The sequence below is a fragment of the Psychrobacter sp. D2 genome, assembly GCF_013608135.1.
GTDB classification, from domain to species: domain Bacteria; phylum Pseudomonadota; class Gammaproteobacteria; order Pseudomonadales; family Moraxellaceae; genus Psychrobacter; species Psychrobacter cryohalolentis.
In genome coordinates, this window is record NZ_JACDXZ010000001.1 from 25829 (window position 1) to 45288 (window position 19460).

General features: G+C 40.7%; 18 protein-coding genes, 1 tRNA gene and 1 pseudogene. 15 read left to right on the forward strand and 5 right to left on the reverse strand.

Translation table 11 applies throughout. The features are described 5' to 3' along the window. Window positions 1–259: 259 nt before the first annotated feature. From H0262_RS00110 to H0262_RS00135, 6 genes are all read left to right on the forward strand, one after another. Window positions 260–1579 (forward strand): MFS transporter, encoded by a 1320-nt coding sequence (locus tag H0262_RS00110; RefSeq protein ID WP_181209245.1) that lies wholly within the window; start codon window positions 260–262, stop codon window positions 1577–1579. A 90-nt stretch (window positions 1580–1669) separates the two neighbouring features. Continuing rightward, window positions 1670–2482, forward strand: a complete 813-nt coding sequence (locus tag H0262_RS00115) for an arylesterase (RefSeq protein WP_181209246.1) — start codon at window positions 1670–1672, stop codon at window positions 2480–2482. Next, window positions 2479–3168, forward strand: coding sequence for an ABC transporter ATP-binding protein (locus H0262_RS00120; RefSeq protein WP_020444520.1), 690 nt, complete (start codon window positions 2479–2481; stop codon window positions 3166–3168). The genes H0262_RS00115 and H0262_RS00120 overlap by 4 nt, the downstream gene beginning before the upstream one ends. Continuing rightward, window positions 3168–5831: an ABC transporter permease gene (locus H0262_RS00125; RefSeq protein WP_181209247.1), complete on the forward strand. Its 2664-nt coding sequence runs from the start codon at window positions 3168–3170 to the stop codon at window positions 5829–5831. Before H0262_RS00120 ends, H0262_RS00125 begins: the two co-directional genes overlap by 1 nt. A 316-nt stretch (window positions 5832–6147) precedes the next feature. Then, the gene (locus H0262_RS00130) at window positions 6148–6888 is read left to right on the forward strand and encodes an abortive infection family protein (RefSeq protein WP_181209248.1); all 741 of its coding nucleotides are present in this window, start codon (window positions 6148–6150) and stop codon (window positions 6886–6888) included. Between the two features lie 311 nt (window positions 6889–7199). Further along, a complete protein-coding gene (locus H0262_RS00135; protein ID WP_181209249.1) occupies window positions 7200–8534 on the forward strand; it encodes a valine--pyruvate transaminase in 1335 nt (444 codons plus the stop codon). A 38-nt stretch (window positions 8535–8572) separates the two neighbouring features. On the opposite strand, the gene H0262_RS00140 is transcribed toward H0262_RS00135, so the two are convergent. The 4 genes from H0262_RS00140 to H0262_RS00155 all read right to left on the reverse strand — a co-directional run bounded on the left by H0262_RS00140 (window position 8573) and on the right by H0262_RS00155 (window position 10797). After that, window positions 8573–8965: a hypothetical protein gene (locus H0262_RS00140; RefSeq protein WP_181209250.1), complete on the reverse strand. Its 393-nt coding sequence runs from the start codon at window positions 8963–8965 to the stop codon at window positions 8573–8575. A gap of 174 nt (window positions 8966–9139) precedes the next feature. After that, window positions 9140–9784 (reverse strand): imidazole glycerol phosphate synthase subunit HisH, encoded by a 645-nt coding sequence (gene hisH, locus H0262_RS00145; protein ID WP_181209251.1) that lies wholly within the window; start codon window positions 9782–9784, stop codon window positions 9140–9142. Next, the gene (gene hisB / locus H0262_RS00150; RefSeq protein WP_020444527.1) at window positions 9785–10459 is read right to left on the reverse strand and encodes an imidazoleglycerol-phosphate dehydratase HisB; all 675 of its coding nucleotides are present in this window, start codon (window positions 10457–10459) and stop codon (window positions 9785–9787) included. Window positions 10460–10656: 197 nt separating this feature from the next. Continuing rightward, complete coding sequence (locus H0262_RS00155; protein ID WP_181209252.1) at window positions 10657–10797, reverse strand: hypothetical protein; 141 nt, start codon at window positions 10795–10797, stop codon at window positions 10657–10659. On the opposite strand from H0262_RS00155, the gene H0262_RS00160 reads away from it, so the two are divergent. The 4 genes from H0262_RS00160 to H0262_RS00175 all read left to right on the forward strand — a co-directional run bounded on the left by H0262_RS00160 (window position 10796) and on the right by H0262_RS00175 (window position 12869). Continuing rightward, on the forward strand, window positions 10796–11218 hold the full coding sequence (locus H0262_RS00160; protein WP_181209253.1) for a hypothetical protein: 423 nt from the start codon (window positions 10796–10798) through the stop codon (window positions 11216–11218). The genes H0262_RS00155 and H0262_RS00160 overlap by 2 nt on opposite strands. A gap of 122 nt (window positions 11219–11340) precedes the next feature. Next, window positions 11341–11416 (forward strand) — tRNA-Phe (locus H0262_RS00165). Window positions 11417–11594: 178 nt separating this feature from the next. Next, window positions 11595–12095 (forward strand): DUF4385 domain-containing protein, encoded by a 501-nt coding sequence (locus H0262_RS00170; RefSeq protein ID WP_181209254.1) that lies wholly within the window; start codon window positions 11595–11597, stop codon window positions 12093–12095. A gap of 96 nt (window positions 12096–12191) precedes the next feature. After that, window positions 12192–12869 carry a phosphoglycolate phosphatase gene (locus H0262_RS00175; RefSeq protein ID WP_181209255.1) on the forward strand — a complete coding sequence of 226 codons (678 nt, stop codon included), beginning with the start codon at window positions 12192–12194 and terminating at the stop codon, window positions 12867–12869. Between the two features lie 170 nt (window positions 12870–13039). On the opposite strand, the pseudogene H0262_RS00180 reads toward H0262_RS00175, so the two are convergent. Then, window positions 13040–13450 (reverse strand): annotated as a pseudogene (locus tag H0262_RS00180) (ATP-binding protein); the annotation flags it as partial. Between the two features lie 33 nt (window positions 13451–13483). Between H0262_RS00180 and H0262_RS00185 the strand changes: the two are divergent. The 5 genes from H0262_RS00185 to H0262_RS00205 all read left to right on the forward strand — a co-directional run bounded on the left by H0262_RS00185 (window position 13484) and on the right by H0262_RS00205 (window position 19454). Further along, the gene (locus H0262_RS00185; protein ID WP_181209256.1) at window positions 13484–14194 is read left to right on the forward strand and encodes a TnsA endonuclease N-terminal domain-containing protein; all 711 of its coding nucleotides are present in this window, start codon (window positions 13484–13486) and stop codon (window positions 14192–14194) included. Between the two features lie 4 nt (window positions 14195–14198). Then, window positions 14199–16088 carry a Mu transposase C-terminal domain-containing protein gene (locus H0262_RS00190; protein WP_181209257.1) on the forward strand — a complete coding sequence of 630 codons (1890 nt, stop codon included), beginning with the start codon at window positions 14199–14201 and terminating at the stop codon, window positions 16086–16088. A gap of 3 nt (window positions 16089–16091) precedes the next feature. After that, a complete protein-coding gene (locus tag H0262_RS00195) occupies window positions 16092–16994 on the forward strand; it encodes a TniB family NTP-binding protein (protein ID WP_181209258.1) in 903 nt (300 codons plus the stop codon). Further along, entirely contained in the window at window positions 16991–18019 is a 1029-nt protein-coding gene (locus H0262_RS13260; RefSeq protein ID WP_181209259.1) for a TniQ family protein, read from the forward strand. Before H0262_RS00195 ends, H0262_RS13260 begins: the two co-directional genes overlap by 4 nt. A 160-nt stretch (window positions 18020–18179) precedes the next feature. Then, complete coding sequence (locus H0262_RS00205; protein ID WP_181209260.1) at window positions 18180–19454, forward strand: trypsin-like serine protease; 1275 nt, start codon at window positions 18180–18182, stop codon at window positions 19452–19454. The last annotated feature ends 6 nt before the right edge of the window (window positions 19455–19460 follow it).

Here is a 19460-nt window from a genome sequence, read left to right on the forward strand (position 1 = left end):
GGTAGTATTTAGCCGTCATTTGTTCTTATAATAGCGCCAGACCTTATAAAAAAAGGGCTGGCGCTATTTTTTATGGCGCAGCGTTATTGTTCCACATCATTATTTATAGATATTCATATTGCCTTACCCGTTGAGGTAGCAAGTTCATATGAATTGCTTTCTGCCAATATTTCGACATTCTATTTTTTCGTCTCACTCATCTTCTTTGTGAGATTTTTTCGGTGTTATTTTGCAAGCGACGACTCTTCGGCGCTGTTTAATGACGTGTCCTTTTTCTTATTCTAATAATAGTCGTGCTGCCATGTCTACCTCTCCTAATGTGCAAAATGATTTGCCTTTACAGTCTCAGACGGATAATCCTTCACCGTTTCAGCTGCCCTCTTCGCGCTTTACGTTTTGGCTGGTGTTGTGTGCCATGATTCTATTGGCGACCAATATGCGCTCGCCGATTGTGGCACTAGGTTCTATAGCACCGGTGGTTCAAGGAGCGCTCAATATCTCCGAAACCCAAATTGGCTGGCTTGGCGCGGTGCCGATGCTGACTTTTGCACTTGGGGCTTTTATCTCGCCAGCGATTGGTAAGCGTTTTGGGCTTGAAAACACTTTAATTGCGATGATTAGCCTCCTAACAATAGGTATGATTATTCGCAGCCTTATTCCGACTTGGATGGGTTTTTTGGGCGGCACATTACTGCTGACGTTAGCGATTGGTTTTGCCAATACCCTTGCGGCGCCTGTTATCAAGCAACGTACACCCAATCATATTCCTTTAGTTACTGGATTATTCAGTCTCACTATGACCGTATCGGCAGGGATTGTCGCGGGCGTGGTCTTGCCATTATCTGAGCAAGTAGGCTGGCAATGGGCGCTTGGTGGTTGGTCGATTTTGGGCGTGTTTGCCTTAGTGATTTGGGTGCTGCTACGACTGCGTTTGGGTTCTTCAAACCATCAGCCCGTAGTACCGCTTGCTGAAGGCATTCAAGCGTCATCGCCCATTTCTATGTGGCGCACACCCTTTGCTTGGCAAATTGCCATATTTATGGGCTTACAATCGCTGCTTTTTTATACAGCTGCCAGTTTTTTACCGTCGATTTGGCTCAGTAAAGGCTTGACAGCAGTAAGCGCGGGACAGATGAACTCGGTATTCCAGTTTATGGCACCTGTGGCGATTTTAAGCTTAACATGGTTGGTCAATCGTGGACGACCTATTCAGGCACTGGCGGTACTTGCATCGGTTTTAAATGTGATTGGTATCTTAGGTGTCAGCTATTTATCTGCTGATTTGGCATGGTTGTGGTCGGCGCTGATGGGCATTGGTTGTTCAGCGATTTTTACCTTAAGTATGATGCTGTTTTCGATGCGTACTTATACCGCCAATCAATCAAGTGAGCTGTCGGGTATGGCGCAAGCGGTCGGTTATTTGATTGCGTTTTTTGGTCCATTGGGGACTGGTTGGTTACATGAAGCAACGGACAGCTGGGATTTACCCTTATTGATTATGCTGATATTGATGGTGGTAAACGTAGGATTTGCGTGGCTGGTCAGCCGTCCGGTGATGGTCGATGGGAAGAAGGTTTAGTTTTTATCATTAATCGATTAACTTTTGCACCATATTGCTGTTTATCTGATTCTGCTAGACTGGCTCTATTGCCTATAGGACAGCAGAATTATGATAAACAAACCTTTCCGCTTACCGCAGCGCTTGCTCACGATTGTAGCATTGACGGTAGCAATCGCAATCAGTGGTTGCCAAAAAACGCCTGATGCTAATGAAGCTCAGACGGATACTGGCACTCAAGATAGTACTCAAAACAGCAGTCAACCCTCCGATACCCAATTGTCTCAAACCACATCTACAACGAACCCTGCTGAACAACAAGCGCCTTTGACCATATTGGCATTAGGTGACTCGTTAACAGAAGGGCTTGGGGTGGATAATAATGCCAATTACCCCGCCCAGCTACAAACACGCTTGCAGGAACTGGGTTATAAAGACATTAAAGTGATTAATTCAGGATTGAGTGGCGAGACCAGTACAGGCTTGGTCAATCGATTGGATTGGGTATTACAGACCAAACCTGATGTTACTATTTTGACCATTGGTGCCAATGATGCTATTCGTGGTATTGATGTCGCGACGGTTGAAGCCAATATTCGTACTGCCGTAAAGCGCTTACAGGACAATGATAGCGTGGTCATCTTAGGTGGTATGCAGATCTATGATAACCTTGGCTCTGATTATGTAAAATCTTTTGCAGCGATATATCCCAGAGTGGCGAAAGACATGAACGTGACGCTTATTCCGTTCTTTTTAGACGGTGTTGGCGGCGACCCTAAACTCAATCAAGCAGATGCCATTCATCCGACCAAAGAAGGTTATACGCTGATCGTTAATAACAATATTTTGCCGATATTACAGCCTGAGCTTAAAAAAATAAATCCGTCGAATGTGACCAATATGCCTACTGAGACTGCACAATGACATCCGCATTACCTACTTCGCAAGCAGCGCTGCTCACTGCCACTAAGCTAAATAAAACCGTACACGTTGGTGACCAGTCTTTATCTATTATTAAAGACGTCAACATTCACGTTAATGCTGGCGAGTTTGTGGTGATCATGGGTAAATCTGGCTCTGGCAAATCCACCTTGTTGGGTTTGTTAGCGGCATTAGATTATCCTGATAGCGGCGACGTTGAGCTGGCAGGTCAAACCTTAAGCCGATTAAATGAAGATGCCTTGGCGGTTATTCGTCAGCGCGATATGGGTTTTGTCTTTCAGTCTTTTCATCTGCTACCAACGTTAACCGTTGCTGAAAACATCGCTTTTCCATTGGACATCGCCCGTCGTCCAGATGCGGCGCGTGTCGATGAGTTGATTGAGGCGGTTGATTTGGGTCATAGGCGTCATAGCTTGCCAAACCAATTATCCGGTGGCGAGCAGCAGCGTACAGCAGTTGCACGCGCATTGGTATCACGCCCAAAGATTGTCTTTGCTGATGAGCCTACCGGCAACTTAGATGAACAAAATGCCAATCAAGTGATGCAGCTATTACTGGATTTGCGTCAGAAAACTGGCTCAGCGTTGGTGGTGGTCACCCATGATTCAGCACTTGCTGACATGGCAGATCGCGTTATCACCATGCATGATGGGCGGATTATATCTTGATGGATAATAAGAATATAGAAGACACTTTATCGACTGATAATACCGACAGCATGGCTAAAGAGTCAGACGCTAGTGGCGGTATCGTACGCCAGCTATTGACGAGTACCCTTGGTTTACAAAAACTAGGCTTACAAGGATTGGGCGCGCAAGCACTTAGTCGGAGCTGGTGGCAGCGCTGGATATATCCAGTATTATTTTTACTGACTTTGACGCTGTCACTTGCGACCTACCTCACACTTGACTCTATCCAGCAGTCAGTTGACACCTATATCAATGACAATCAGCGCGCTTTGGTCGGTGGCGATTTAATATTAAACAGTAAGCAAGACTGGCCAAGCGAGGTGTTGACGCAGGTAGAAACTATCGCTGATACCCAGACAGTATATGACTATCAATTTAGCGCCATGCTGGTCAATGATGAGCAAACCTTGCTTGCCAGCGTCAAAGCGGTCTCGCCGTCGTATCCCTTATACGGTACAGCGGAGCTTGCCTCAGGAAAGCCGCTTTGGGAGCAGCTAACGTCTGACAGTGTCATCGTCGCACCAGAAGTACTCAGTAGTCTACAGGCCAATGTCGGTGACCGTATCACCATTGGCGATGCGCAATTCACGATCGGTGATGTACTGACAAAAGAACCTGATAGACCGCTGACCACATTTGGGTTCGGGGGTCGTGTATTAATGCATCAAGACTCGCTTGCAGCGACCAACCTATTGGGTCAACGTAGCCGCATAAACTATCGTATCGAGATGGCAGGTGATACTGCGCTGATAACCACGCAGCGTAACAAGCTCACAGACATCCTAACCAATTATCCCGATATTGAGCTTTCTGATGCAGAATCAGCAGATACTTCGGTCTCGCGTATCTCTGACAATGTACTGATGTTTTTAAAGCTACTGGTCATCGCAGTGTTGCTATTATCTGCGGTTGCGATGTATGGTGTCATTAGCGCGTTTGTCAGTAAGCAGCAGTCTAATAATGCCATTCGTTTGGCGCTAGGCGAGCCGCTTGGGTCACTCAAACGTAGCTACTATCAATTGCTCATCATCACGACCGCTATCGCTTGTATCGCAGCGATTTTAGTCAGCTTTGGCTTACTCAAAGTCGATCAGCCTTATCTTGTGGCTATCTTGCCAGCGGACGTCAGCTTGGCTATTAATCCTATCAGCGCCATCAAAACCACCGTCATAGCTTTGGTGCTCACGCTACTCATCGCCCAACGGGGCTTGAGCACATTGAATACCACCAAACCTGCTACCTTACTCAATCAAGGTGCAAGCTCAGCTGTGCAACACCTGCCTTGGTATAAACGTTTGCCGTTAGCTTGGTATGGGTTAATGCTGGCTGGTCTATATGTGTTTTTTGTTTATGAAGTAGGTGGATGGTTATTTGGCGCGCAATTATTAATCGGTTTAATTGGCTTTGTGAGTATATTTTGGCTATTGGCACGTGGCTGGCTGTGGTTACTGGCACGTATCGCAAGTAACGCTAAAATCGGCTGGATGCAGCGTATTGCGATTCATAACCTTGCGCGTAAGGGCAACCAATCAGCATTATTTTTTGTCACCTTAGCACTATCGGTGGCGGTACTGACCCTCATTACCACACTCAATCACAGTATCAACGCCCAGTTTATTAACGCTTATCCTGAAGATGCACCCAATTTGTTTTTGTTAGATATTCAGAGTAATCAGCATGATGAGATTGATAGCATTATTGGCGCACCAGTGAGCTATTACCCTGTTATACGCGCTCGAGTAGTGACTGCTAATAATATACCGGTACAAGATATCGAGCCTGCTGATGGCTTTGATGATCCTGCGCGTGTCTTTAATCTAAGCTATGCAGATACGGTGATGGACACTGAATTTATTACGGATGCTGTAGCAGACAATCAGCTGTATGCACCCATTAACACTGAAAATAAAGACCCAGCGTCAACCGTTGCGCCCTTATCTATTTTGGACACTGCTGCTAGCTTACTCAATGTCGGTATGGGTGATGAGGTACGTTTTAATATCCAAGGGATTGAAATCGTCGGGCAGATTACCAGTATCCGCTCGCGTTTCGAGCAAGGTCCCAGTCCTTATTTCTACTTTTTATTTGAGCCAGCGGTTCTCTCTACTGCCCCGCAGATTCAATTTGCCACTGCTCATGTAAACGCTGATGATATTCCAGACCTGCAAGGAAAAATGGTACGACAATTCCCTGCGGTGACGACGATAGACGGGACCGCAATTGCTCAGCAAATTCAAGAGCTTGTAGTGCAAATGAGCCTTTTGGTCTACGTCTTTACGCTACTTGCCTTACTGACTGGGGTTATGGTCTTGATTAGCTCGTTATTATCCACCTCACAAGACCGATTGCAAGAAAGCGCCTCATTTAGGCTGCTAGGGATGCAAAAACGCGACTTATATATGCTAAACATACTAGAGCTTGGGGTATTGGGAATTAGTGCGGCGACATTTGCGATCATTATCGCCAGCGTTGGCGCATGGGCTGCCCTCACCCAATGGTTTAATCTACGCTTTAGCGTGCCGTGGACAAGTTTGGCTATCGGCGGTGCGGCTTTAATCGTGTTGCTGTTTGCCATTGCCATTATTTATGTCAGATTAGTGATTGGGCGTGGGATTATGGCTAGGGTAAGGGCGATGATTTAGCATCTATTACTAACCCTTAAAAAGCTTAAAAAAGTTGTATTCAATTTTAGCTTTAAACGAAAAACCCCTTAATAGGGTTTTTTTTAGTTCGCTATTATCTGCAAATTTTGAAGAGACTATGGCTACAACTTGGTGAGTCTCTTTCCCACGTAGCTACATCAAAAACTAGCGACCGCAACTCGCTCAGCCTGTCAGGATAGCCGCTGCTATCAGGGCTAAAATACTAATTTATCTGACGTTTATGCTGAACTACACAGTAATTTACACTACTATCTAACTGATCTTAGGATTACTAAAAACATTGAAAAGAGGATTTATGAGAGAGTTAAGTTCTAAAGAGAAGATATCATTAGCAAATATTCTAAAAGACCATTTTGACGGTGGTGACTGGCAAGAACTTATGGCTAATACAGAATGTGAATTTTATAATATTTCACAATTATTGAAAGATGTTAAATGGGGAAACGATACTTTAAAACAAAGCTGTATTGAAGTTGTTAGATTTATTTTAGATAGAGATTCCTGTAACTTAACGCATATCTGGAATATTGAAGGTACACCAAATAGAGTGGAAAGGAAATCTATTGAATTATATAAGAAAATTATCTCTATTATTGAAGACATTCCGATCGTTCAAAATGCTCCGATGGTAAATCGCACTGAAGTTACAAATAGGTTACTACAAAATGCTGAAGCATCAATAAGTATCGGTAACCCTGATGAAGCTCTTGATAGAATGCATACAGCACTACACAGCCATTTTCGAAGTATATGTGATCAACACGATATAGAGTATTCAACTAAAGACCGAGTAGATGAACTATCAAAAAAGATAGGTGATCATATACAGAATAACGATTCTATAGAAACGAACAATGATGTTTTCAAAACTTTAAGGAGTTGTAATTCTATTTTAAACAACATGAATAATCTCAGAAATGATTACAGCTTATCTCATCCTAATGAAAGCCTTTTATCTACGAGTGATGCTATGTTCTCGATAAATCTTGCACGTTCAATTATGAGGTATCTTGATGACCTTCTTAAAGATATATAAAGACGGCAAAATAGATAGTTAAGTCATATAGCAAGACAACTATAATTAAGCAGACCAGCAGGAATTTTAAACTCAACAGGTCAAATGAGTCTAATACTGCAATAGAGATACAGTTAATCCATTACAAAATCTCAAACCAAAACGCATTCTATATGAATAGAAGGCGTTTTTTGGTTCATTCAATATATAAGCATATAAACCAATATCAGCCATGCAGTTTGCTTATTTTACAGTCCTCATTTGCTATACTAGCCCAACTTTATCGGTTAAATACCAACTTATAACACCCTCCCAAACATCATGGTAGCCTTATGAAATTCTCGAAGTTCGGTCAAAAATTTACCCAACCCACTGGCATCTCGCAATTGATGGATGATCTGGGCGATGCGCTAAAAAGCGATCAGCCAGTCAACATGCTGGGCGGTGGTAACCCTGCCAAAATTGATGCCGTCAATGAGCTATTTTTGGAGACGTATAAAGCGCTTGGTAATGATAACGATGCAGGTGAGGCCAATAGTAGCGCGATTATTAGTATGGCAAATTACTCCAATCCGCAAGGTGATTCTGCCTTTATCGATGCCTTGGTTGGCTTCTTTAACCGTCATTATGATTGGAATCTGACCTCAGAAAATATCGCTCTGACCAACGGCTCACAGAACGCGTTTTTCTATTTGTTTAATCTATTTGGCGGCGCTTTCGCTGATGAAAATAGCGAATCTATCGACAAATCCATTCTATTGCCATTGACCCCTGAGTATATTGGCTATAGCGACGTGCATGTGGAAGGTCAGCATTTCGCAGCCGTATTACCGCATATCGATGAAGTGACTCATGATGGCGAAGAAGGTTTCTTTAAATATCGCGTCGACTTTGACGCACTAGAAAACTTGCCAGCATTAAAGGAAGGTCGTATCGGTGCGATTTGCTGCTCACGTCCTACCAACCCGACGGGCAATGTCTTAACGGATGAGGAAATGGCACATTTGGCCAAGATTGCCAAACGCTATGACATACCGCTGATTATCGATAACGCTTACGGTATGCCCTTTCCCAATATCATCTATTCGGACGCGCATCTGAATTGGGATAACAATACAATTCTTTGCTTTAGCCTGTCTAAAATTGGCCTACCCGGTATGCGTACGGGTATTATCGTTGCCGATGCGAAAGTGATCGAAGCAGTCAGCGCGATGAATGCGGTAGTGAATCTAGCGCCCACGCGTTTTGGTGCAGCCATTGCCACGCCACTGGTAGAAAACGATCGTATCAAGCAATTATCTGATAATGAAATTAAGCCGTTTTATCAAAAGCAGGCGAACCTCGCTGTGAAGCTGTTAAAAGAAGCGTTGGGTGATTATCCACTGATGATCCATAAGCCTGAAGGCGCGATTTTCCTATGGTTGTGGTTTAAAGACTTGCCGATTAGTACGCTTGAGCTGTACGAGCGCCTCAAAGAAAAAGGCACCCTTATAGTACCAAGTGAGTATTTCTTCCCCGGTGTCGATGTTAGCGATTATCAGCATGCGCACGAGTGTATCCGCATGAGTATCGCGGCGGATGAGCGGACACTGACTGATGGTATTAGAATGATTGGTGAGGTGGTACGCGAGCTGTATGATGCGGCTAAAAATAACAGAGCATCATAACTTCAATGATAAAAATAGTTAAATAGTAAAAAACGGACTTATGAATAATCCGTTTTTTTCTGTCGTTTGATCATAGGTTTGACTGTATTGATTGACTGAAAAATCTTCGTCCACATGGTAAGTCCATAAAGCACATACGACAGCATACAAGTATTGATAATATCATGGATACTTGCCATCAGCTCTGCGCTTTCTATACCTGCGAGACCTAGCTCGGTAATGGTCTGACGGTTATCCAAATACTCGCCTAATAAAGCAATACAGGTCACCATAATTAAAGCGATAAACGCTCTGATACTGTATTTTTTGAAAATTGGACGCAGCAAAATAATGCTCAATAGATAAACACTGACGCCCACATAGATATGTAGGGCATCTTTTTCTAATCCTGTGGCACTCACGACGCCGTTTTTAAAGAGATAAAAGTCCACTATTTATTCCACATATAAGAGAGTAGGAAGTCATTAAGCTTAAAATAAGAATAAAAAAGAGTTTGCGACCATGCAAACTCTTTTGCGCGAGAGCAAAGCAGTACTGTGCTCCTTCCTCGCTCAGATTGTGCCTTTGCCAACCTGACTGCGCAACCAAATATGTCATACTTATTTTTAAATATCCCAGTCTACAAAATTCTTTAATAGCTGCAAACCTGCGGTATGGCTTTTTTCTGGATGGAACTGGGTGGCAAATAAATTATCTTGCAAGATACTGGCACAAAACGGCTGACCATAATCACAAATAGCAGCCACTTGCGAGCTATCTGCAGGCTCACAGTAATAGCTATGTACAAAATAAAAGTGCGCCTTATCTTCGATACCACTCCACAATGGATGAGTAAAATCCATACCACTAATAGTATTCCAGCCCATATGCGGTACTTTTATTTGTGCGCCTTTTTCATCTTTCCATGCTGGATCAAAAGCGGGTACCGTGCCATCTAAGATGCTCAAACAAGGCGTGCCACCATTTTCAGCAGACTGCTCAAACAACGCCTGCATACCAACACAGATAGCCATAACAGGCTTATTAAATATCGCCTGTCGTATGACATCATCAATACCTGCCGCATGCATGCCAGCGATACAATCACGCATAGCACCGACGCCTGGGAAGAAAATCTTATCTGCTGCCGCCACGACCTTTGGGTCATTGGTGATAGCGACTTCTGCCCCGACCGCTGACAATGCTTTGCTGGCTGAGTGCAAGTTACCCATACCATAATCTAATAGTGCAATTTTTGTGGCACGACTCATCTAAAACGCCTCTTTGGTCGATGGCAAGGTATTTAGCGCACGTTCATCATATTCACACGCCATACGTAGCGCACGAGCAAAGGCTTTAAAGGTAGATTCGATTTGATGATGACTGTTTTTGCCTTTTAGATTGTCTAAATGCACGGTCATCCACGAATGATTCACAAAACCGTAGAAAAATTCGCTAAATAAATCGACATCAAAAGTGCCGACATGCGAGCGGGTAAATGGAATGTCCATATGCAGACCGGGACGACCGGATAAATCAACCACTGCTCGCGTCAATGCTTCGTCTAGTGGCGCATAAAAATGCCCATAACGACGGATACCTTTTTTATCACCTAGCGCTTTGTTAAATGCTTGACCAAGCGTAATACCCGTATCTTCAACACTGTGGTGATCATCAATAAAGGTATCGCCCGTACATTTGATGTCTAAGTCAAACAAACCGTGACGCTTGATTTGGTCAATCATATGATCCAAAAACGGGACGCCAGTGTCCACAGTGCCTTGCCCTGTACCATCGAGATTGACCGTACAGGTCACTTGGGTCTCAGCAGTAATACGCTCAACAGTCGCGATACGTTCAGGGCGACCATGTAAATTTAGTTTTTGCGTAGGATCTTGCTCAGCTGTATTGGGTATATTGGCTGTCGTCATTAAATTGGCTGTCATGGCTACTCTCTATAAATGAAAAGCGGTCAATAAAATAGGGCGAAAAACGCCCAATATATTCTTACTAGTGTCTAAAATAGATAATAAAACAATCAGGCTAAAAATAAGTTCAATGCTTATTCAAAAAGCCTGTTCAACAAGCCAAAATATGAGGCTTGATGCACACAGAACCTTGTCTATCTTCATCATAGCAAACCCTACCATTTACTGCCATGACCAAGCAGTAAACCAAGCACAAAATTCTCGCATTCTGCTAAAATAATAGCTTCAGTTTTATCAATCGTCACCTTTGCTGATTCTATTATGCCTTGCTGTATTAAATTATAGGAATTAAACATGCCTTTAGAAGCCATTGCCATCAATAGTTTGGATGCGCCACTCATCAAAAAGCCTGCTCGTGAAAACGAATTAACCGAGCGCTTAGAGGCGCTCTATGACACCGATGATAGCCAGCCTGATGGTGCTGAAGTATTGGCTATTATTGAGCAAGGTTTTAAACGTGGTCAAACGCTGTATGTCGGTATGTTTAATGACAAGCCTATCGCCGCAGTTGGCTGCTTTGATGACGGGCAAACCGATGCCAAACGCTTGCAGTATCTCACCGTACATCTGCAAAATCGCGGTCGTGCTATCGATGCTAAGTTTATCAAACTGGTTTATGATGCTGAAGTCAAAAAAGGCGTGCGTGCATTTGTTCCGGTTGATGCCGAGATTCATCGTATTATGAGTGAATACGAGCTACTACGCGTCAAGGATTAATTTTAGCCTAAATAGGCTTATTTCGATGACTCGTTCATTATTTTTGCCCTTTTATTACATATAATGCAAAAACCTCTTGACAGTAAGCGCTATATTTAGTTTAATAGCGCCTCAACGAAGACGGCTCGATAGCTCAGTCGGTAGAGCAACGGATTGAAAATCCGTGTGTCGGCAGTTCGAACCTGCCTCGAGCCACCATTCGTTTAAGCATTCTAAAAAGCCTCAAACATCACTGTTTGAGGCTTTTTTTATACCTGCAATCATGACTCCCTTCTATTAACGCTCACTTTCACTTATCTATAACATATCTATGCTACATTTGAATCGTGTAGTCTCTTTATACTAAGGCATCTATGGATAGCCGATAGGTAAGATAATGAGAGAATTTGATTATGACTTGGACTATAAAAATTTAGATTTGCGCGCGCAGCCTGAGCTATACCGTGTCGGTCGTGGCGAGCAAGGCGTATTATTGGTAGAGCCTTATAAGTCTGAAATCCTACCGCATTGGCGCTTTGCCACCCCTGAGATTGCGCTTGAGAGTAGCGATACTATTTATCAGATGTTTTTAGATTATCTAGCAGCCAATGACTTTGTAGGCGCTGATATGGCACGCAAATTTATTCAAATGGGTTTTACCCGTGCCCGCCGCTATGCCAATCATAAAGGCGGTAAAAAGTATAAAGGGGCGGTCCCTGATGATAAAAAAGGTCAAAGCGGCGCGCATGGTCGCGAAGAGTTACCACGACAAATTGAAGACCCTATCAAAGCAGAGTCTGCACGTATTTTTAAGGAAAAATGGGATTTATGCCGTGAAAATAAAGATTATTTAGCGATGAAAGCTGAGCACCGTGAGCGCTATAAAGATATTGAATAGGATAGCAACATTAAGGCTTACTGGTTTCTTATGCTATGGTAATCAACATTAACCGAATATCAATAAAAAATACAGCACTTTTAACGGGTAGAAATAATGGATAAGCAACTTTTAATTTTTGATTTTGATGGTACCCTTATTGATAGCGTGCCAGATTTGGCGGATGCGACCAATGCGATGCTGACCACTCTTGGCAAAAAGCCCTATCCTCTCAATAGCATTCGTAACTGGGTCGGTAATGGCTCAAGAATGCTTGTTGAGCGTGCTTTGGTTGGTAAGATAGAGGTGTTAGAGGGTGAATTAACTAAAGAAAGCGTCGACCATGCTGAGCAAGTGTTTTTTGACGCTTATAAAAATATCAGTGGCAGCAAAACTGTCGCTTATCCCGATGTTGATAGTGGGCTCAGAAAGTTACAAGCAGCAGGATATGAGCTGGCATTGGTCACCAATAAGCCGATTCGTTTTGTACCAAAAATACTGCAATCCTTTGGCTGGCAAGACATCTTTAGCGAAGTGCTTGGCGGTGATAGCTTGCCTAGCAAAAAACCAGACCCCGCGCCGTTATTACATGTCTGTGAGGCGCTGAATGTTACTCCAAAACAAGCGCTCATGATTGGTGATTCAAGAAATGATATCTTAGCGGGACAAAATGCCAATATGGACACGCTCGCATTGTCTTATGGTTATAACTATGGGCAAGATATTCGTGAGCTTAATCCTACGGCAGCCTTCGATGATTTTAGCGCTTTAGTTGACTATTTATTAAAGAGTTAGCCTGCAAATATAGTCAGTCTTAAATAAAAGAAGTACAAAAATTATAAGGTACTACTGGTATCAATTTTTCTTGCTTACTGTGCCTACGCAGACAGAGGCTGCGAATAATTAATCCCAGTAGCACTGTATTCTTTTAAAAGTGTATCTATTATAATTGGATCTTAAAACTATCATTTACTACGATAACTGAGCGCTTCTGATACATGGGCGCTCGTGATATCCGCGCTGTCCGCCAAATCAGCAATCGTTCGTGCGACGCGTAGTACCCGATGATAGCCACGAGCAGATAAATTAAGGCGCTGCTGAGCAAGCTGTAGTAGCTGCTGCTCGCCCGCACCTAGCTGAATATATTTATCAATCTCACTAGGACTAAGCTCATTGTTGACCTTGTTCTGTCGTATTAATTGGCGATTATGTGCTGCCGATACTCGAGTACGTACTTGCTCGGAGGTTTCTCCCGCTTGAGCGTTTTGCAGATCCACAATCGGTAATGCCGGTACGGTGATATGCAAATCAATACGATCAAGTAGCGGACCTGATAGCTTATCTTGATAGCGCTTAATCTGCTCAGGTCGGCAACGACTGACAACTACAATTTTAATTGATAATATAAGGTGAATAATGAAGAAAAAAACACAAAAATAGATGATAATTTAATGACGACTACTGAATCTACAATACTAAATGATAATTCTCCAGCAAGAATCATCCCTAGGAACCATAGAACCATGACAGGGTTTGTTCATGGTAATAACAATGGAATGTACTCAGGCTTCGAGTCAAGTCTAGAACGCGATGCCTTAATACTAATTGCGTTCAATCCATCAATAGTAAGCTATCTTTCTCAACCAAGAACTTTTAATTATTTTCATGATAATAAAAAAAGAGAATATACGCCCGATATTTTCATTGAGTATAGCAATGGAAAAAAAGTCTACATTGAAGTTAAATATCGAGAAGATATACAAAAAGACTGGAATATATTAAAGCCCAAGTTTAAAGCAGCTATAGAACATCTATCCGCTGAAAAAGATACACGATTTAAAATCTGGACAGAGAAAGAAATTAGAACTCCTCTTTTGAAAAACGCCACATTCCTCCTACCTTATAAGCATAGAAGCTTCGAAAACTACCAACTTGAGATGATTAAGAAAGTCGTTTCAAGATTCCCTGAAACTAATCCCGAAGACGTTATCAATATATGTTCTAGTAACTTGGAAGCTAGAGCTGAATTCTTAAATACTCTGTGGTATGCCTTATCTAATCAGATAGTAAATGCTGATTTAACTCGTCCTTTAACAATGAAATCTTCTATATGGATTTAGTCAAATGCAATCAGTTAAATTAAGTATAGGCGAGGAAGTTTTTAATGATAACTCTCGTTATAGAATAACAGCTATTCTAGATATGGAACACGTATGCGTTCGTAGTAGTTTCACAGGTAAAACTCAGAAGTTTCATATATCTGAGCTGTCTTCAAGTCCTACCAATATAGATAATTCAGGGATAATACCATCTGTTGAATTAATGAATATTCCAGACGATGAGTGGATCGAAATCCATGATAAAGCTGGTCTTTTCAATAATATCCTTCAATCTCCGTATGATGATAGACGTAATGAAATAAAAAAAGCTGCCGAGGAATTAGATGTATCAGAACCTACCTTATATAGGCAGTTACAGAAGTATAAGTTAAGCAACGGTGACCCGACAAGCTTATTGAGAAAGAAGCGTGTAGATAAAGGAAGGTTTGAGCCTGAAATAGAGAAAATCATTCAGTCTTGTATAACTCAATACTTATCGACCAATAAATTAAAAATTTCAGACATTTTTAGAAGTTTAGAGATTCAAATTTATCAATACAATAAGTTGCATGGTAGTTCATTCGATACTCCACATATCAATACTTTAAGGTACAGAATATCGCAACTTACTGCGGCTGAAGTAGGTTCAACAAGGTTTGGCAAAAATGGCAGAGAGTCTTATCGTCCTATTATAGGAAAGTTTCCTGAGGTAATAAAACCTTTAGAAATCGTACAGATTGATCATACTCCACTTGATGTCATGATTGTTGATGATGTTAATCGTCTCGCTATAGGTAGGCCAACAATTACACTTGCAATCGATGTATTCAGTAGAATGGTAACTGGGTTTTATATCTCTCTAGAAAAGCCTAATACTTTACTAACTGGATGTTGTATTACTCACTCCATCTTAGACAAGAAAAAATGGTTAGCAGACCATAAAATCGATGCTCAATGGCCTGTATATGGACTGATAGATACTATTCATACTGATAACGGTAAAGAGTTTCATGGTAAAGCATTAAAAAGAGCTTGTGAGAAATATCATATTAACTTAACTAAGAGACCAGTGGGGACACCAAGGTATGGGGGACATATCGAACGATTATTTAAGACCTTTAACGATGGGGGCATACATGCTCTTCCTGGTACTACGAAGTCAAATATCGTGGATAAAGGAGAGTACGATTCAGAAAAGAAAGCCGTATTAACTCTTTTTGAATTGGAAACGTGGTTTACTGAGCTGGTAGTAAATGTTTATCACCATACGGTTCATTCTGAACTTGGAATGACACCATTTGAAAAGTATAAAGAAGGTATTTTAGGTAATGAGACCACTTTAGGTAGAGGACTACCACCTAAAATAGAGAATGAACTACAACTTAAGATAGATTTTCTACCTTACGAAGAAAGAAGTGTACAGAAGTATGGCATACAACTCTTTGGTATTCTTTATTACCACGATCTTTTAAGGAAATGGATACGTCAACCTGATAAAACTCGTAAAAACTCAAAACAATTTACTATTAAGTATGACCCTAGGGACTTAAGCTCAGTATTCTTCTACGATCCTGATATGAACTCCTATATTACTATTCCATATAGAAATTTGAGCAGACCAGCGATTTCTTTGTGGGAACTAAGAGAGATTAAGAAAAGATTAGCGGATACGGCTCCAACAAGTCAGGTAACCGAAGCTGACATTTTCGAAGCTAGAATTAAAATGGCAAATATTGTTGAAAATGCATCGAAAGAAACGAAAAAAATAAGACGTTTAAAACAAAAAGAAACTGTCAGAGTAAGAGACTCCCTTCCACAAATGGCTTTGAAAAATGAGCATTTGGAAGAAATACATTTAGAAGAAGTTGACGACATAGACTTTGATATTCAGCCATTTGAAGACATAGAGGAGTAACGTATGGAGCATTTATCCGATAAAGCTCGAAGCTTAATAAACGTTCCAAATGATGAGAAAATCTTCTATATGAATACCGATAGATGGATTGGCTATCCACGATCTCAGGAAGTGCTTAATAGTTTAGAGGACTTAATGTGTTATCCAAAGACAGATAGAATGCCAAACTTGTTAATTATTGGGGATTCTAACAATGGTAAGACAAAAATACTAAAGCAGTTCTTAAAACGTTATCCAGTTGATATTGATGAGGATACTGCTCTCAACATTCAACCAGTTGTTATGGTTTCAGCCCCTTCAAAACCGGATGAAAATAGCTTCTATATTCGGCTACTACAAGAGCTTTGCACGCCTTATGTAAAGAATGAAAGCGCAAGTGTAAAGAGAGAGAGAGTCATAAGAGTATTGAAAAAGCGTAAGACTAGAATGTTAATTATTGACGAAATACAACATGTTATCGCAGGCTCATACAACTCTCAAAAGAATTTTCTTAATGCGATAAAGGATTTGAGTAACACGCTACAAATTCCAATAGTCGGATCTGGTATCGAAGATGCTTTTCATGCTATTCAAGTAGATCCACAGTTAGCCAATCGCTTTCAAGTAGAAATTTTGCCAAGGTGGAAAGTCAATACACCCGATAACACTAAGAATTTTGCTCGCTTAATTGCATCAATTGAAAAAGGTTTAGTATTACCAGAAGCGTCTCATCTCTACAAGAAACCTTATCTAGACAAAATATATTACCTAAGTGAAGGATTGATTGGCGAGGTTTTTCAAATACTAAGACAACTGGCTATTTTCTCTATTAAGAACGATCAAACTAGTATTAACGAAGAAACGTTTGAGGCTTTAGGCTTAATACCACCTTCAAGCAGACGTAAGTTATTAAGTCAATTACGATGAGCAGTAATAAATACCAAGGTTTAGAACTATCTTATAGATTGCAGTTACTTCCAATATGTAAGGATGAATTGCTTAGATCTTGGTTCATCCGTAACGCCCTATTTCTAAATATGAAGCCATCGCAGCTATCTACTATCATTTTCCGTAATACTGATATTTGGAAGTCAGATATTGATACTCAACTCTCTACCAAGAGTATTAAGTCACTACTAAGTGCTGTAGAGATTAAGAAAGAAGACTTAGATAAGACCTTAATTTCTTTGAACTGTGATTACTTTTACCCTCATTTAAATGATTCTAAGCAAATAAAGTGGGTTTTGAACATTGGTGTTCATCAAAGAGGTCGAAAAAGTAGTATTCAATATTGTCCGTTGTGCATCTCTACAGATAGGGTTCCCTACTTTAGAACATACTGGCGGTTCGGGTTTTTAACAAGCTGTCATATTCACAATATCTGCTTTTTAGACAGCTGTTATAGCTGTGGCGCTTTAATAGATTTGGTTCGTTACGATAAAAAAAATGATAGTTACTTCAACCAAATTGATTATCTAAAATGCAGTCAATGCTCTTTCGATTTACGAGAGGCTCCCAAGATAAGACCTCATCATCATGAACTTAAAGCAAACCAAGAGCATTTTAAGTTACTAACAAAAGGCTATGGTAGTGTTGGTAACTTGCATTTCAATTACTCTCATATTTACTATGATGGTTTTAAACGAATTATGTCGTTTCTACTCTGTAGTAAAAAAGGAGCTGAGATATTCAAGTACATTGTTGATATAAACAACCTAGACAAAAATCTCGTCGACGATAGATACTTAGTGCGTCAGCATTCAGAGCCTGAACATTTACGTCTTAGCATGCGAAAAGTTAGTATTATTTTCTCATACTATATAATGAAAGACTGGCCTGTAAGTTTCATTGAAATCTGTAAAGAATTCGGAATTACTAAACGATTCATATACTCTCCACATCTCAATTATCCTTTTTGGCTACAAAGAGTCTTAGATTCAAAGCTAAAGTAAATTTATGAGGGTAAGACTTAATTTATAGTGAAGAGACCTGCTTATCAATATAGTCAACTATATGATCAGTTTAACAAAACAGTAATATATTAAAACTTTTGTTGGGTTATATTACTGTTTCACTTTTTATAAATTCCTACTTTTCAAGGATGATGAAACAATGAAGTCAAAGATGTTCCAAATTAGCTTATTAGTAGCTTCAATATTTACTGTTTCAAGTATGGCACATGCTGAGACTATATCAATAGATGCTTACACGGCAGAAAACTACTCCAAGGACTTTAACGTTTCTGTACAAGAAGCAGAAAGAAGATTAGCTATTCAGTCTCAGCTGGACTATATAACTAAAAAACTGCATGAGCAATTTGGTGACACTATAGCAAGCGTATACTTTGATAATGGGTTAGACTTCAAACTGGTTGTGAGAACAACCAAAAAAGGAAATGCTCAAAAGCAAGTTATAGATTTAACGAATCAGTTATCAAAGCAGTATGAGTTACCGATAGAGGTAATTGCCAACTCACCTAGAAATTTTAAAGCTATTGAAAATATTATTGAAAATCAAAAAGCAAGAATAGCTAAGCAATATAGTGGTTTTCAAATGATAGGCTATCAACCTCAAAGAGATGCTATTAGAGTTGCTTTTTATGAGCCGGATGTATCAAAACAGAACGAAATAAAAGCTAAATTACAAAAGATCTCGGGGATGCCTACTATACTTGAGTTTATACCTAACCCTATAGAAAACACTGCTGGAACAGTTGGCGGAGGCTCTATACGGTATTCAAGTGGCGTTGGCTACTGTAGTGGAGGCTTCACTGGTACTATGAATGGTAAGCTAGGAGTGCTAACAGCAACGCACTGTATTAAGGGTGCAAATAAAAGCGTTTCTTCTTATGTGAATACTAATACTGTCAACCAAGCATATTCTCTTCCAAATGGAGAAGCTATTGTTCCACCTTCACAATACCATGAAATTTCATTTTTACCTCTTAATACAACAAGTTTGTCAGGCTCAGTTCAGCGTTCTACCGTATACCCTAGTACTAATCCTGATCTTACTATAAAGGGATTAGGGTCTGCACAAGGTCCTACTATAATAAATGGACAGAATGTAGCTGGAACGTATTTATGTCATACAGGCGATAGAACAGGATTTAGTTGTGGCAATGTAACGGTGGTAAGTTCTTATTGGGGTGGTGGTGGATGTAATACATCAGTTATAAATAATACAAATCCACTAAATGTATGCTACCCCTCTTATATAGTGGTAGAAGGACCATCTTTTAGAATTAACCAGGGAGATAGTGGTGGTCCACTTTTTGATAGTTCAGGTAAAGCGCATGGTATAGCAAGTGCCATGTATTCCTTGAACTCTGGCATTTTTTCTTCCATGTCATATCTTTCAAATTTCACTTTAAAAACTGAGAGGTAATCTAAA